General features: G+C 63.3%; 17 protein-coding genes. 5 read left to right on the forward strand and 12 right to left on the reverse strand.

The window, feature by feature from the left end; translation table 11 throughout:
- Nucleotides 1–16: 16 nt before the first annotated feature.
- Together VK92_RS43325 and VK92_RS27385 are read right to left on the reverse strand one after the other, a co-directional pair.
- On the reverse strand, nt 17–145 hold the full coding sequence (locus VK92_RS43325; RefSeq protein ID WP_021163990.1) for a hypothetical protein: 129 nt from the start codon (nt 143–145) through the stop codon (nt 17–19).
- Nucleotides 146–475: 330 nt separating this feature from the next.
- A complete protein-coding gene (locus VK92_RS27385; RefSeq protein WP_048025477.1) occupies nt 476–901 on the reverse strand; it encodes a PACE efflux transporter in 426 nt (141 codons plus the stop codon).
- A gap of 147 nt (nt 902–1048) precedes the next feature.
- Between VK92_RS27385 and VK92_RS27390 the strand changes: the two genes are divergently transcribed.
- Complete coding sequence (locus tag VK92_RS27390; RefSeq protein ID WP_048025478.1) at nt 1049–1969, forward strand: LysR substrate-binding domain-containing protein; 921 nt, start codon at nt 1049–1051, stop codon at nt 1967–1969.
- 9 nt (nt 1970–1978) lie between these two features.
- On the opposite strand, the gene VK92_RS27395 is transcribed toward VK92_RS27390, so the two are convergent.
- The 6 genes from VK92_RS27395 to VK92_RS27420 all read right to left on the reverse strand — a co-directional run bounded on the left by VK92_RS27395 (nt 1979) and on the right by VK92_RS27420 (nt 9123).
- Nucleotides 1979–2785, reverse strand: coding sequence for a hypothetical protein (locus VK92_RS27395; RefSeq protein ID WP_048029101.1), 807 nt, complete (start codon nt 2783–2785; stop codon nt 1979–1981).
- 175 nt (nt 2786–2960) lie between these two features.
- Nucleotides 2961–3773, reverse strand: coding sequence for a hypothetical protein (locus VK92_RS27400; protein ID WP_131723357.1), 813 nt, complete (start codon nt 3771–3773; stop codon nt 2961–2963).
- Nucleotides 3770–4801 (reverse strand): hypothetical protein, encoded by a 1032-nt coding sequence (locus tag VK92_RS27405; protein ID WP_131723358.1) that lies wholly within the window; start codon nt 4799–4801, stop codon nt 3770–3772. Before VK92_RS27405 ends, VK92_RS27400 begins: the two co-directional genes overlap by 4 nt.
- A gap of 8 nt (nt 4802–4809) precedes the next feature.
- Nucleotides 4810–7083, reverse strand: coding sequence for a type VI secretion system Vgr family protein (locus VK92_RS27410; protein WP_331457542.1), 2274 nt, complete (start codon nt 7081–7083; stop codon nt 4810–4812).
- Between the two features lie 554 nt (nt 7084–7637).
- Nucleotides 7638–8786, reverse strand: coding sequence for a WD40/YVTN/BNR-like repeat-containing protein (locus VK92_RS27415; RefSeq protein ID WP_048025482.1), 1149 nt, complete (start codon nt 8784–8786; stop codon nt 7638–7640).
- A gap of 67 nt (nt 8787–8853) precedes the next feature.
- Nucleotides 8854–9123, reverse strand: a complete 270-nt coding sequence (locus VK92_RS27420; RefSeq protein ID WP_021156351.1) for a MoaD/ThiS family protein — start codon at nt 9121–9123, stop codon at nt 8854–8856.
- A gap of 217 nt (nt 9124–9340) precedes the next feature.
- Between VK92_RS27420 and VK92_RS27425 the strand changes: the two genes are divergently transcribed.
- Nucleotides 9341–9724, forward strand: a complete 384-nt coding sequence (locus tag VK92_RS27425; RefSeq protein WP_048025500.1) for an ASCH domain-containing protein — start codon at nt 9341–9343, stop codon at nt 9722–9724.
- A 93-nt stretch (nt 9725–9817) separates the two neighbouring features.
- On the opposite strand, the gene VK92_RS27430 is transcribed toward VK92_RS27425, so the two are convergent.
- Nucleotides 9818–10507 carry an aspartyl/asparaginyl beta-hydroxylase domain-containing protein gene (locus VK92_RS27430; RefSeq protein WP_048025483.1) on the reverse strand — a complete coding sequence of 230 codons (690 nt, stop codon included), beginning with the start codon at nt 10505–10507 and terminating at the stop codon, nt 9818–9820.
- A 241-nt stretch (nt 10508–10748) separates the two neighbouring features.
- On the opposite strand from VK92_RS27430, the gene VK92_RS27435 reads away from it, so the two are divergent.
- Nucleotides 10749–11093, forward strand: a complete 345-nt coding sequence (locus VK92_RS27435) for a DUF4148 domain-containing protein (RefSeq protein ID WP_048025484.1) — start codon at nt 10749–10751, stop codon at nt 11091–11093.
- 71 nt (nt 11094–11164) lie between these two features.
- Nucleotides 11165–11440 (forward strand): DUF4148 domain-containing protein, encoded by a 276-nt coding sequence (locus tag VK92_RS27440; RefSeq protein WP_048025501.1) that lies wholly within the window; start codon nt 11165–11167, stop codon nt 11438–11440.
- Between the two features lie 267 nt (nt 11441–11707).
- Here the strand turns inward: VK92_RS27440 and VK92_RS27445 are convergent, their stop codons facing one another.
- The 3 genes from VK92_RS27445 to VK92_RS27455 all read right to left on the reverse strand — a co-directional run bounded on the left by VK92_RS27445 (nt 11708) and on the right by VK92_RS27455 (nt 14415).
- Entirely contained in the window at nt 11708–12235 is a 528-nt protein-coding gene (locus VK92_RS27445) for a cytochrome b (RefSeq protein ID WP_048025485.1), read from the reverse strand.
- 69 nt (nt 12236–12304) lie between these two features.
- A complete protein-coding gene (locus VK92_RS27450; protein ID WP_048025486.1) occupies nt 12305–13759 on the reverse strand; it encodes an ATP-binding protein in 1455 nt (484 codons plus the stop codon).
- Nucleotides 13756–14415 (reverse strand): response regulator, encoded by a 660-nt coding sequence (locus tag VK92_RS27455; protein ID WP_021156343.1) that lies wholly within the window; start codon nt 14413–14415, stop codon nt 13756–13758. Before VK92_RS27455 ends, VK92_RS27450 begins: the two co-directional genes overlap by 4 nt.
- On the opposite strand from VK92_RS27455, the gene VK92_RS40740 reads away from it, so the two are divergent.
- Entirely contained in the window at nt 14414–15046 is a 633-nt protein-coding gene (locus VK92_RS40740) for a hypothetical protein (RefSeq protein ID WP_053076302.1), read from the forward strand. The two genes, VK92_RS27455 and VK92_RS40740, sit on opposite strands and share 2 nt — an antisense overlap.
- Nucleotides 15047–15073: the final 27 nt, after the last annotated feature.

A 15073-nucleotide genomic window follows, 5' to 3' on the forward strand; every position in this document is an offset into this window, starting at 1 on the left:
CATTCGGGCTGCCTGCTTATGCCCACAGAGCCGTTGCGAATGGAATGACTGCGCTGTCCTTCATCATCTCGACCCAGTCTTCATGCTGATCTTCCTGCATCCATTCGATCAGCGGGAGATCCTGCTTTTCCTGATTTTCGTTCATGATGATTTCCTTGTTTAGGAATTGAACTGCGAACATCGCAAATCGCCCCCGAAAATTCGAGGGCGGATTTAGCGATTGAGTGAGCGCATGGAATTGCGCCGATTATATGGGGTGGGTATGAATGATCGATTTCTGTTAATGGTCAGACAACATTAGCATTCGAATTTGCGGAGGGACAATGTAACGTAAACCCTAGGGTCGTTTTGATTTTGTGAATGCTGGTGGTGGTATTGTTTGAATGTCGAAAAAATGAAACAGGGTGCGTTTTTAAATGGGAATAAACGCACCGATTGATGCCGATTTCGACTGCTTGATTGCCGGGCGCTCGTTTCATTCCCCCTTCGTCGCCGCGGGCACGTCGAACACGCGATCGAACGCCCACTGGAAGACGAACGCGTAACAGAAGAAGAACGCAAACAGCCCGATGTCGACGACGAACGCGTCGAACCACGAGATGTCGAGCCACCACGACACGACGGGCACCAGGATGAAGATGAGCCCGCCTTCGAATCCGGTGGCGTGCAGGATCCGCCGCCCGAGCGTGCGTGCCGGCTGCCGGCGCGATGCTTCCCAGCGCTCGAACAGCGCGTTGAAGATCATGTTCCACAGCATCGCGATCGCCGACATCGTCGCCGACAGTGCGCCCGAATAGACGAGGCCCTGCTTGAAGAGCGCCGCGATCACGGGCGAGATGCAGGAAATCGCGATCGCTTCGTAGAGCACCGCCTGCGTGATCTTGCGCGATAGGCCTTGCACGTTGTTTCTCCGGTTCGACGCTATTCGCCGCGGCACCCTGCCGTGACGTCCCGCAAGGCTATTCGCGTTGCACGCCTGCTTCAATTCACCTAATCTCACCCCGATTCAATCGAATTCAACCCGGCCCGATCCGGCCCGCGAGGCCCCGTGTTCTCGAAACTTCCCCTGACCGCATTGCGTGTATTCGAAGCGTCGGCGCGGCTCGGCGCGTTCAAGGCTGCCGCGGACGAACTGTCCGTGACGCCCGCCGCCGTGTCGCACCAGATCAAGTCGCTCGAAAGCCGGCTCGGCGTGCTGCTGTTCGAGCGCGGCGCGAGCGGCGTGCGGCTCACGGAGGAGGGCGAGCGACTGTTTCGCGCGAGTCACGATGCGTTGCTCGCGCTCAGTCGCGGGCTGGATGCGGTGCGGCCGGAAGTGACCGGCGAGCGTACGCTCGTGCTGACCACCACGCCCGCATTCGCCGCGATGTGGCTGATCCCGCGTCTCGGGCGGTTTCGTCGCATCGATCCGCAACTGCACATCAAGGTCGAAACCGGTAACGCACTCGTCGATCTCGAACGCGATGCGCGGATCGATCTTGCGATTCGCGCAACGTCGCGCACGTTTCCGGCGCTGCACGAGATTGCGCTGATCGACGAGTATTTCGGCGCCTATGCGGCCGCCGGGTTCGACGCGCACCGAACGGACGAGCCGCTCGACCTGATCGAGACCGTGTGGGATACGCCGTTGCCGGTGTCGGTCGACTGGGCGTCGTGGTGTCGTGCGGCCGGCCGCGAAGCGTGGCTCGAACGCGCGGTGTTTCGCCATTACGACGACGAGCATTACGCGTTGCAGGCCGTGCTGCACGGGCAGGGCATCGCGTTGTTGAGTTCGGTGCTGGCCGCCGAGCACGTCGAGCGCGATGCGCTGATGCCGATCGAGCCTTCGGTGCGAATCGAGGGCGCGCGTTTCGTCGCGCTGTGCCGGCCCGGGCGTGAGCGTGAGCCGCAAGTCAGGCGGTTTCTCGACTGGCTCGAAGCGGAAATCGCGCAGACGCGGGCGGCGGTGGCGGGGATGGCTGGACTGTGAAAGCTGGGCTCAATGCGTGGGTGGAGCGAAGCGCAGCGTTACATCCTGCGTGTTGATTTTTGTGAGCGGCATGTTATGAGCAAACGTCTGCTTGCCTACCGGCAACTCCAGGCATTCCCATGTACCGGGCCACGGGCAGAGTTCGCCGGAACGCTGTTTCCAGCCGGGCTCGTCCAGCCTGGACTGGAGATCGGCCTTGGATTGCAACGGCTGGAACCGACGTTCTTCCTCATCTTCGGGGATATGGCTGCTGCGTGAGCGAGAAGTGCGAAGGATTTCACCTGTCGCTCCGTTACGATGAATAAAGACGTAGAAGCGTTTTCCTTCCAGCAGGGTGTAGAAGGTGTAGTAGTCGACGGGTACCTTGGGCTTGTCGTCCCCAAAGTCCATGAATCCACTGGTGAGATAGACGATCTGTGGTCTGGGATCGAAACCGGAATCCAAGCCGAGTTCGTCGACCGAGGACGGAACCTTAGGAGGAAAGTCTGCCGGAAATATTTCACCTTTGAGGGCGCGGACTATCCTCATTTGCAGGATTTCAACTTGCTCGTCGGAAAATGGAGGTGGAGATGTCCGTCGCATCAAGGTGTCGTTATTTTTCGTCCCCACCGGATAGTAGACCTTGTCTTCATCTCTCAGAGGAATTTGCTGATACATTCCATTAGAGAACCACTGCGTGGCGTCAAACGGTGGATCATCCTCTAATATGCGCATCATGATTTTGTCATTCATGAAATTCCCTCTGTCCGCCGCCCAGCTCATAACAACGGTAGCCAGTACGATCGCCGCAATTAACACTGAGGTTCTTTTGTTCATGAACGTACTTTTGGCCTGAAAGTAAGAAGTCCCATGGGCAGCTCATCCGACGTGCTACCCGACCTGACTGGATTTGCTGCACTCAACGGGTCCAAGGGAGAAACTAATGTCTGCGTCACTTTCATATTGACGTCGCACAAGCAAATGCATTGTCGAGTCGAGTTCCCGGGCGGCGTCAGGGCCGACGTGCTGGTGGAACAAAGCGCCACGTTACAGCCTGCGCGTTGACCTTTGGGAACGGCATGTTATGAGCAAACGTCTGCTTGCCTACCGGAAACTCCAGGCATTCCCACGTACCGGGCCAAGGACAGAGTTCGCCGGAGCGCTGTTTCCAGCCGGGCTCGTCCAGCCTGGACTGGAGATCGGCTTTGGATTGCAACAACTGGAACCGACGCTCTTCGTCATCGTTGGGGATATGGCTGCTGCGTACGCGAGATGTACGAAAAATCTCTCCCGTCTCACCATTTCGCTGGATGTAAACGAAAAAGCGCTTACCCTCTAGCAAGGTGTAGAAGATGTAGTTATCGATCGGAACTTTAGACTCGTCGCCCATATAGTCGTTGAATCTACTGCTGATATATACGATTTGTGGCCTGGGATCGAAGCCGGAACCCAAACCGATGTCCTCGACCGATTGAGGGACTTTCGGAGGAAAGTCAGCGGGGAAAATTTCTCCTTTTAGGGCCATGACGATATTGATTTGGAGGCTCTCCACTTGCTCATCGGTGAATGGAGGTGGGGATATCCGTCGCATTAAGATGTCGTTATAATGTGCCCCCGCCGGATAGTAGGCCTTGTCTTCTTCCTTGAGAGGGATGCGTTGATACATTCCATTGGAAAACCACTGCGTGGCGTCAAATAGCGGATCATCCTCGGATACTCGCATCATGATATTTTCGTTCATTGCACTTCCTGTGCTTGCAGTCCAGTTTAAGGAAAAAGCAGCCAGCAATACCGCAGAAATCAACACTGCCGTTCTTTTGTTCATGTACGGGATTTTGGTCTGAAAGTACGAAGTCCCATGGGTAACCCTTCTGGCGTGCTACCCGACCTGACCGGATTTACGGCACCCAACGGGTCTAGGGGCAAGTCAATGTCCGAATCTTCTTCATATATTCGGCGCGCCCCCATATGCTTTGCCAACTGAAATTCCCGATCGGTGTAGGGTTTAACAGGTGCCTTGGGTGGCGGCTCCCCCGGAATTTCATTCATCGGTCCCTTTCCCAGTGCCAATGTCCGTTTCCGGTAGGCGGCCATCTGATGGTGGTAGGCCTCGACCTCGCGCCTATATTCGTCAATCTTCGGCTGCGTCTTCTTTGCCGCGATGAGTTCCTCCCGGGTCCCATAAGTTTCGTCATAGTTGGACCTTCGAGGGAAAGCCTGTACTTCGACATCACCCGCATCAGCCATGACCTGTGCGAGGCTCTCTTCATACCTAGGGTCCTCCCCGGGATCGAGTTTTGAACCGATGTCGTGTCCAAGCCCCGTACGGCACGCGTACGAGAATATGGTTGCATCATCATCGAACGCCAACGGCGCCAGCATGCGCGCCTGATTCAGGCCGTAGCGGATTTGCCATGACTCGCCGACGTCGTATCCGAATTCGATGCTGTGCACGAGGCCATGCGAGAAGATATCCAGTTGCTTGATCAGCCGTTTCTTGCTTCGACGTGCTGCAATGAATGTGACGAGATCGGCGACATCAGTCAGTTCTTGATAGCTGGCGCAATAGCCAACCTCTACAATTTTCTTAAGCTCGTCCAGAAGCTTGCGAGGATAATCCTTCGCGAAAATCAGAAAAACACGCTGAATCGCATAGTCCGGCGTCCCCTCCGGGTATTGGCGCAACTGCCGTATCCCTTGATTGATGAACATCATCCTGTTGCCCTTCCTGGCGCGCACATAGAAAGCCGGGTTAGAGCAACCAACTACTGTTACATAATCAAGATCGGCAATCGCCTCCACTTCGGTCGTCGGGTTATTCGGGCCGGTCCGACTTTGTTTTTGTTGTTCCATGACGGACCTCAGTAGCTGATGTTCAGTTTGCGCAAGTGCATCGCCGCTTCTCTTCCCCATCGCAACGCCGCGGCGTCAGGCCGGCCGGTATAGATGCGCGCCGTAAGCCCTTGCGAATCGGTACGCCCGACGAAGCGCTGACCTTCTGCCGTTTCCACGCAATACAGGACATCGGCCAACACCTCTCCAGTACGCGCGTGCTTGACGAGAAACTGCTCGCTGAACTTGGTTTCGGGGTTGTTGACAGTCCGTGACAACAGGTCGAGCAGGTTGCCTTTGCCGCCGGTCTGCTGCTGTATCGGCCCCTTGAAGCGAATGGCAACGGCGTCGAGCGTGATACCCGAACTGTCGATGACGATGCTGCCTCCCGGGCCTTGCAGAACCACACGCTCTGCCGCCTGCAACTGGTAGTGAAGGGTTCTCCGTTCGATGCGTTGCCCGGCTTCCAGGCGGTGGCTGCCGTGAACGAGGTGCTCCGCATGGCCACCGACATCGACGCGGTGGTTGACCACAATGGAGTCGTGGCGATTGTTGCCTACGGTCTCCGTGTGATTCATGCCGGTATGAATCACACGATGCCGTACGATGGTGAGTTCTTCGTCCTGTCCCACTCGTTCACGGCGGTCCCGACCTATCGCAAGTCGCTGGTCGTTCCCGATAGCTACGGTTTCGTCGTGTTCGACCTGCTCGCTGCGGTCATGCCCGACGAACGTGGTTTCGTCGTGGTTGACGTGAATGTTCTGATCGCGCTGCGCGTGGACGTAGACTTCCTCTTGACCGGCTTCATCCTCGAAGCGCAGTTCGTTGAAGCCATCGCCTTTGTGCGTTTGGCTTTTGATCGTCATCCGCGTCTTGTGCCTGGGTAATTCGTACGGCGGCAGTTGCAGGCGGTTGTAGGCCCGTGACAGGACGAGCGGCTGGTCAGCATCCCCGTCGAGGTAGCCGACGATCACCTCCTGCCCGATGCGCGGGATCGCCATATGCCCCCACAGCGCGCCTGCCCAATTCTGCGCAACCTGAATCCAGCAGGAGCTGTGCTCGTTGTTTTTGCCCTCGCGATCCCACGGAAACTGCACTTTCACCCGGCCGTACTCGTCGGTATAGATCTCTTCCCCTTCCGGGCCCACTACTGTCGCGGGCTGCAGGCCGTCGATGCGCGGGCGCGGCAGCGGCTCGGCACGCCATTCCGCGTCGTCGGGCACCAGCATGGCTTCATAACGGTAATGCGTGCCCTGTTGCGCATCGGCACTCTCTTCCGCCTGACTGGTGGTCTGCTTACCGTGATGCACGATGCTCACCGGACGCCAGCCGCGGTTCATGTCTTCGCGTGGGTGGCCGGCCAGGTCGAAGGCGATACCCGGCTGCAAGCGCGCATCGTCGCCGCTAACCTGCGCGATACGCGCATCGCGACGGTGGCCACGCAGGCGGTCCTGCGTGAAGGCCTTGCCGCTGGCTTCGTGCTTGTAGCGGCCCGGGTAGTCGTAGCGCGCGTAGCCGCGGCCCTGGTGATCGAGGTCGGTGCCCTCGCGCGGATACTCGTGCGGGTAGCGTGGACTCTTGAACGTGTAGTCACGCTGCACCTGGCGCGCAGTGCGCACGTTCTCGGTATAGGCGAACGTGCGCAGGCACGGCTGCGGCTGGTCGCCGCCGGGCGTCGGGTTGTACAGCACCGGCTCGCCCTGCTGGCGGCCAAAGATAAACAGGCGATCACAGTGGATCAGCCGGTGGCCGTCGACGCGGTGCTGGAAGGCGTAGAAGAAGCCTTCCTCGCGCAGGATGCGCTCGATGAAGTCGTAGTCGGTGTCGCCAGCCTGCACGCAGTACTCGCGCGACAGATGCTCGTTGGTGACACGCTGCTCGTAGTCCAGCGTCTGGCGGTGCGCCTTGAGCACGGCCTGCGCAATCTCCGGCACGTTGAGCATCTGGAAGATGCGCCAGTCGGAAGACAGCTTCAGGCGCGCAATACGCGGCTCGACCACCGCTGAATAGCGGGTGCGGCGAAATCCCGTCTCTCCCTGAACGAACGACGAAACGGCGCCGTGAACGTAGCGCACCGGTTGATCACCTTGCCAGATGGTAAGCAAGCCGCTGTGATCGAGGACCTTGCCGAAGTCCACCGACGGATTGGCGCTTGCCAGATCCAGCTCCAGCCGGAAAGTTTCGGATAACTGCTCTTCCAGTCGGAACGCGACGACTTCGAAATCCATTGTGTCTGGAATCGAGAAGGTAAAGCTCAATTGGCATGCTTGTGACATCGTGACGATTCTCCGGGCGACAAACATGCTCCGAGGCGTGTCCTGTTACGCCCCGTGCCATGAACTACGACATATGAGGTGGCGCCGTACTGTGAATGCCGATAGCGTGCCGTTGGCACGCCGAGGATTTTTCAGATCGGTAGAATCGCTAGTGCGGCGCCTCGTGTCTATGAGACAAATTCGAAATCTTTCGCAAAATTTTCCGAGGCACGGTCCCGCAACACGTGCGCTAGTAGCCGCGCATTTTCATCAGGCGATGCGCTAGACGGAGAAGGGAGCATGACCGCCATCGCGTGCTTGCGGGGCGGATTGATCATCCGTCGATGGGCGTTGACTTGTCCGCTTCTGTACGGATTGACTGGCATGTCGAGCGCGATGCACGCTGTGCCGGCCGACGCGGGAACGTGAGCCGCAAGTCAGGCGGTTTCTCGACTGGCTCGAAGCGGAAATCGCGCAGACGCGGGAGGCGGTGGCGCGAATGACGCCGGGCGACCGACGAGCGGACGAGCACATCGAGGTGAGAAGCGCCGAGTGAGCGGGAACCCGAACGTATCGGGTTCCGGTTGTCCACCGCCGCGCCGTCACCCGAAACTGACGCAATAGACCGGTGGCAAATGCGCGGACACCATCTGCCAGTTGTCACCGCCGTCGCCGGACGTCCACAACCCGCCGGTCGTCGATGCCATCGCGAGGCGGGTGCCGGAATCGTCCACCGCGAGCCCGTGCCGATACACGAGGTCGTACGCGGGCGCGGACGGCAACCCGTTCGACAAACTCTCGAAGCTGCGCCCGCCGTCGCGTGTGCGCGTGACGACGAACCGGCCGTTCACCGGAATCCGGCACGCATCCTTCACGGCCGGCACGAACCACGCGGTGTCCGGTTCGTGCGGATGCACGACAACCGCGAAGCCGAAGCTCGAAGGCTGCGCCTCGATCCGCCGCCAGTGCTCGGCGCCGTCGGTCGAGCGGAAGATCGCGCAGTGATGCTGCGTCCACAGCACGTCCGGATCGGCCGCGCACTGCACGACGCGGTGCGGGTCCTGCGCGTTGGGTTCGCCGCGTCGCTCGGGCGGCATGTAGTCGGCTTCCATGCCTTCCGCGGTCACACGCCAGGTCGTGCCGCCGTCGGCGGTTTGCCAGACGCCGCCGCACGAGATGCCGACCGTCACGTGCCGGCTGTCGCGCGGATCGACCATCACCGAATGGATGCCCGGCGCGTCGTACCCGCCGCCGCCCCATTCAGCGCGTTCGGGGCGATCCCACAGCGCGCGGTTGAGCACCCACGAATCGCCGTGGTCGTCGGAGCGAAACAGCCCGCCGGGGATCGTGCCGGCCCACAGCACGCCCGGCTCGTCGGCGCCGCCGGCTTCGAGCGACCAGATTTGCTGAAGCGTCCACGGCGGCTGCGGCGTGCCGGGCGGCTCGTCGTCCGCATCGCCGGTGCCGGCATGCGCACGGGCGCCGGCGGGCGCCGCGTCGGCCGGTTGCGGCGGGTAGACGGGGACCGCGCATTCTTCCCAGCCGGTGGCGCCGGCTCGCTGGCGATGCAGTTTCACGCCGAAATGGCCGAGGTTGAGCGCCGCATACAGCGTGCCGTCGCGCGGGTCGGCGAGCACCATGCTGACGGGCTCGCCGATGAAATGCGGTTCGCCGGGCGTCCAGCCGCCGTGGCAGTCGGGCTGCAGGATGAACAGGCCCTTGCGGGTGCCGACGAGCAGTCGATCGTTCATATGCGATGTCTCCTGAGGGGCCGTCCGGGCGTTCTCGCACCGGGTCCGGCCCGATATATCCGTCCCTTTATCCGCCCGTCAGCGCCTGTACGACATAGACCCGGCTCGCGTCGCCGAGCACGTCGGACAGGCGCTGACGGTCGCGTATCGGCTGGCCGTCGATGAATACCGACAGGTGTTTGCGCAGCGCGCCCTGGTCGTCGAGGATGTAGCCGCGCAGTCGCGGCTGCTCGCCGAAAACGGTGTCGAATGCTTCGCCGACCGTGCGGGCGTCGATTTCGCGCTCGGGCGTTTCGATGTGCCGCTGGATCGAGGCGGCGAAGAAGAGGTGCGCCATGGCGGTGGCCGGCAGGAGCCGCGCGGAAGGGACGGTCTTTAGTTTAGGCGATCCGTCGGGGGCGCAAAGACGACGTCTCGTAGTCGCCTTGCGCCGGCGTGTCGATCCGTCGCGGTCGACGCGATCACGCGGATCGGCAACAATCCCGCCCGGGCTGCCATCGCAGGCCGGATTCGGCCGCCATGCCGCGCGACGGTCGCACGCTCTCCACTTGCCGATGAAGGACATTCCCGCCATACCGCGATCCGCGCTGTCGATCGTCAAACCGGCCGTCGACGATATCGTCGCGGGCCGCAAGCGCGTGGAGATCCGCTCGTGGGCGCCGCCGGCCATGCCGTTGCGCGATCTCGTGCTGGTGCAGAACACGATCTTCCTGCGACAGGACGGGCAGGAGGATCCCGACGGTATCGCGCTCGCGATGGTTGATGTCATGGGGGTGGACGACTGGACGCCCGATGAAGCCCGCTCGCAAGGCAAGCAATGGTGTGCCGGATACGTGTGCCGGGAACTGGTGAACGTTCGGCAGATCGCGCCGCCTGTTCCGTGCGTCGCGAAGCGCGGCATCCATGCGTTGCCGGATGATTTCGGAAAGGTGTCCTGATGATTTCGCCTGCATCCGGGGCGGGCCGGACGCCCTTTCGACATCAGAGAGGGCAGTCGAAACGAAGCGCCCGGAGAGTGCCCGCCGCCCGCGCTAAACCGGAATCGATCGCCCGCGTATCCTGATCCCGAGCCGCACGATGCCGATCACCGCATTCGACAGCCACGTGAGCAGGCGCGGCATCCCGCGTCGGCGGATATCGAGCAGCAGCACGATCCGCACCGCGTCGCTGTCGTTCCACACCTCGTGCATGAACGTATCGTCCCACAGCAGGAAGCGGCCTTCGTCGAGCCGGTATTCGTGGCCGTCCACCTTCAGCACGGCGGCCGGCGCGCCGTCCGCGCGCTTCGGCATCGACAGCACGAGATAGCCGCGCAGGATGCCGCGAAACGGCCCGCGATGCGGTGGAATGTGCTTGCCGGGCGCGAGGAACGACAGCGATGCGGACAGCACGTCCGGCGACGTCGCGACGATCGACGCGACGGTCGGGCAGCGCGACAGGTTGCGCGGGAACGGCTGGCCGTACGCCTGCATGATGAACATCCGCCAGTCGCGTGCATCGTTGGCCGAGATGTCGTACTGCTCGCGCATGATCTCGTGGAAGCGCGGGATGCGCGCCATGTCGCGCGCGACGGCGAATGCCTCTGCCTGGATGGCGGGCCACGCACGGACGAAACGCCCGGCATCGGGAAACGCGGCCGTATCGAGCACCGCGCCGCCGTCGATATGGCGATCGTACAGCGTGCGCAGCAGGCCGGCTGCATAGTCGTAAGCGACGGACATGGTCGATCGAGGCGCGATCCGAAAAGGGTGACGTCAGTCTGCCCGAAGCGGGGCGGGCGCTGCGTTACGTCAGGTTACGCCGGCTGACGAAAGAATGACAGATTCATGAAGGTTCGTTCCACGCGCCCCCGGAGCCGCGGAAGCCGCGTGATCCGGGCCGCGACATGCGGGAATAAATGCACACGCTCCGTCGTCATACGGGTGTAGCACGTCGTCTCGTTGACTTCTCGAGGAGTGGAACATGAACAAGCATTGGCTGGTGGCCGCCGCCGTGGCGGCGATTTCTTTCGCGGGTGTCGCGGCGCCCGCATCGGCGCAGGCACTGACGCGCGCGCAGGTCAGGCAGCAACTGATCGACGCCGAGAACCAGGGGCTGCGCTTCGTGACCGATACGTCGTATCCGGACGTGAGCCCGCTGTTCCGGCAGCAGGTCGAACGGATGCCGCAGCGCCAGGCCGGCACGGCAGTCGGCAGCGAGCCGGTCGCGTCGTCCGATTCGGGCAAGCCGGCGACGATGGCGACGCGCCAGCATTCTGCCGCATGCGTCGGCCCGGCGAGTTTCTGCACGATCTATTTCGGCAGCTGACGCAGCCGCCTGCGTTCGCAGGGCAGGCATTCACCCAGGTTGATCGATATGGAACATGAAAGGAGTTCATGATGAAAGCATATATCGCAGTACTGACGATGATCGCGGCGATCGTCGGTCAGTCGGCCTTCGCGCAATCGGCCGCGCCGCTGACGCGCGCGCAGGTTCGCGACGAATTGATGCGCCTGGAAGCAGCCGGGTACGACCCGGCGAAAGGGGACGACGGCGAGTATCCGGCGGACATCCAGGCGGCGCAAGCGAGGCTTGCAGAACAGGACCGGGCCCGGATGGCGGCTGCCGCCGCGCACGCACCGGCGGCCGGTATGCCGGCGCAGAACAGCAACTAGGTGTCGATATGGTCTTGTGCGACTTCAGGCCGTCGTGTTCGCGGCACGGCCGTCCGGCAGCTGTTCGTGCCGCCCGACGCGGTGGAAGGGCGCCGGCCGCCGTGCCCGTGATCGCGCGCCGCTTCGCTCGGCGTCGCGATCATCTGGCCGGCGGCGCGCGATGGTCAGGCCGGCCGGTCGCGCGATGAGCCGAGGCGACGACGCGTGCGGCCCTGGCGGCAGGCCGGTTCATGCGCGCCCAGCCATGCCGCGCTGCCGATCGCGCGATCACCAGGGCATCATGCGCTGCAGGACCTGGTCGCGCAGCACGAAGCGGTGCGCCAGCGCCGCTGCCACGTGCAGGCAAATGCCGGCGAACAGCACCCAGGCGAGGATGCCGTGCACGTCGCCCATCGCGTGGCCGAATCCGGAACCGGCCGCCGACAGCGCGGGCAGCGGCAAGATCCCGAGCAGCGTCACGCCCCACGCGCGCGACGATGCGTTGATCCAGCCGAGCAGCGGCACGGCGATCAGCAGCGCGTAGAGCGCGAAATGCGTGACGCCCGACAGCGCACGCATTGCAGGAGACAGGTCGTTCGCCGGCGGGCGATGCGTCGCGCGCCACAGCACGCGGCAGGCCATCGCGGCGAGCAGTGCGGTGCCCACGATCAGGTGCGCGGCGATCAGGCCGACGGGCTGCGTATCGCGATGCACGTCGGGCATCGTCCAGCCGATCGCATATTGCGCGGCGATCAGCGCGACGATCAGCCAGTGAAGAAAACGCGCAACGCTGTCATATCGGGCGGGTGTGGACATGGAGACTCCTGCGTACGGCGGGGACAGTATCGGACGGAGGGATTCTACGACCGCATGCTTAACGAAACGTTAAGCATGCGGCATCTCACGCGGCGATCGGTCGTCGGGTGAGCCTGCCGGCGTCGCTTCGCCCGCGCCGGCCGACGGCAGTGCAACCGCGACACCGAGGCCCTGGCCGCCGATGCCGGGCCCGAACTGCACGGTGCCGCCCAGGTATTGCGCGATGCGCGTGACGATCGACAACCCGAGCCCGCTGCCGGGCGACTGCGCGCCGCTGCCGCGATAGAAGCGGTCGCCGAGCCGCTCGTGCTCGCCGGGGGCGACACCGGGCCCGTCGTCGCGAACGACGATGCATTGCAGTGCGCCGTCGTCGCGCACGCCGAGCTCGATGCGGCCGCCCGGGCGGCCGTACTTCACGGCGTTGTCGACGAGGTTGTCGAGCAGGATGCCGATCAGGATCGGATCGGCGTCGATCGCGCGCTCGGAGACGGGGCCGGCCACGAGGTCGATGGCTTTGTCCGACGCCTTCGCGAGATGGCGGTCGAGGGCGGCTTCGACGAGTTCGCGAACGGCGACCGCGCGTGTCGGAATGCGTTCGTATTCGTCGAGCCGCGCGAGCAGCAGCAACTGCTCGGCGAGACGCGCACTGCGATCGACGCCTTGAACGACCCGCTGCATCGCGAGCCGTTGGAGTGCCGGATCGTCGGTCGCGATGGCTACCTGGGCCTGGACCTTGATCGCGGCGAGCGGTGTCTTGAGCTCGTGCGCGGCGTCGGACGTGAACGCGCGCTCGCGCACGATCGATTGCCGCAGCCGGGCCAGCAGGCGGTCGATCGCGTCGACCAGCGGGCGCACTTCGTCCGGCACGGCGGCGATGCCGAGCGGTTCGAGCGATCGCGCGTCGCGCGCGCCGATCAGCGTCGACAGCGTCTTCAGCGGCGCGAGACCGCGTCCGATCAGGTACCAGAGGAGCAGCGCCAGCACCGGGAGCGCGACGATCAACGGCAGGACGATGCCGCGCGCGGTGCCGGTCGCCAGGTCGCTGCGCGTGTTCGCGATTTCCATCACGCGGATCCGGCGTCCCGACGCGTCGTCGCGCAGCGTGTGCGTACGCCATGACGCGCCGCGGATGACGATCGTTTCAGGAACACCGCGCGGGTCGTGCGCGTCGGGCAGGCCGGCAGCGCCGGCCGGGAGGCTCGACGCGACGACCTGGCCCCGTGCGTCGCGCACCTCGAACAGCACGTCGCGCGGAAGGCGATCGCCGTCGGTTTCGGGGCCGGGTTTCGAGCCGCGGCGATCCAGTTCGACACGCGCGTCCGGCGGCACACGGGCGAGGCGGTCGAGGTCGGCAGGCGAGAGATTGACCAGCAGCGACGCATATTCGACGAGGCGGGCGTCTTCCCATTCGCCGATCTCGCGCGTCGCATACCGGAAGCTGCCGAACACGGCGACGAGCCACACGACCGTCACGCAGCCGAGCGCCATCGACGAAACGCGGCGCCGTATCGAGCGGGACGTCATGCGAGATCGACGACGTAGCCGACGCCTCGAACGGTGCGGATCAGTTCCGCGCCGAGCTTCTTGCGCAGGTTCGACACATGCACCTCGATCGCATTGCTTTCGATACCTTCCTGCCAGCCGTACAGGGTGTCCTCGAGGCGCGAGCGCGACTGCGGCGCGCCCGGGTGGCTGACGAGCTGGACCAGGATGGCCCACTCGCGCGACGTGAGCGCGATGCGCGACGCATCGCGTGTCACCGTGTGGGCGGTCAGGTCGATCGTGATGTCGCGCCACACGATCTCGTCGCCGGCGCGGCCTTGCGAGCGGCGCACGAGCGCGCGGCAGCGGGCGAGCACTTCGGTCAGTTCGAACGGTTTCGCGAGATAGTCGTCGGCACCGTCGTCGAGGCCGCGGACGCGGTCGGCCACGGTGCCGCGCGCGGTCAGGACCAGCACGGGGACGGTATCGCCCGCATCGCGCAACGCGCGCAGCAGCTCGGTGCCCGATTTCCCGGGCAGGCCGAGATCGAGCACGACGAGCGCGAAGCGCGTGGTCGCGAGCGCGGCTGCCGCTGCGTGACCGTCGCGCAACCAGTCCACGTGATAGCCGGCCTGGGTCAGGCTGATCTCGAGACCGCTGCCGATCAGGTCGTCGTCTTCAACAAGGAGGAGTCGCATGGTCGATTCGGGGGCGGGATGCCTGCGATTGTACGAGCGCGCCGCGCCTGCCGTGCAACGGATTGTAATTGTGCTGGATCAAACTTCTTCCGATTCTGAAGAACGCTTAAGGTTCGGCGGCGGCAATCCCGCTACCATCGGCCACACCGCTTCCAGGGGGGATTTTCCGCTGCCCCTGATCCCGAACCGGGTCACGCCTGTCAGGCTTGCCCGTCAATCCGCGACCTTGCCGATCGATGTCCGGTCGACGCGAGTCGCCCGTACGGGAGATTCACTCCTCATGGCCCCCTCAACGATCGAGCGATGGCGCGCCTACCTGCTGATCGCCGCGCTGGCCGGCATGTTCGTTCAGTGCTTCGTGCTGGTTTCATGGCTGGCGCTGCGTGTACCCGAGGCATTTTTCACGACGATGACGTTTCGCGTGTGGACCGTCGTCGCGATCGTCACCGCGATCCTTTCGGTCCGCAAGCTTGCCCGCGCGGCGTTCAGGGCGGCGCTGGATTGCGGATTCGTACACGTGACCGGAATCGATCGTCACACGGTAGCAGTGTCATCCGATTGCGCGTACCGTCGGCTGGTCATCCTTCATATCCGGCTCAACGGAAATCGGTTCCGCTACGCACACGGGTGAGCCCGCCTTCGCGCGTGCCCGCCCCGA

It is taken from the genome of Burkholderia sp. LK4, assembly GCF_001043615.1.
Taxonomy (GTDB): domain Bacteria; phylum Pseudomonadota; class Gammaproteobacteria; order Burkholderiales; family Burkholderiaceae; genus Burkholderia; species Burkholderia cepacia.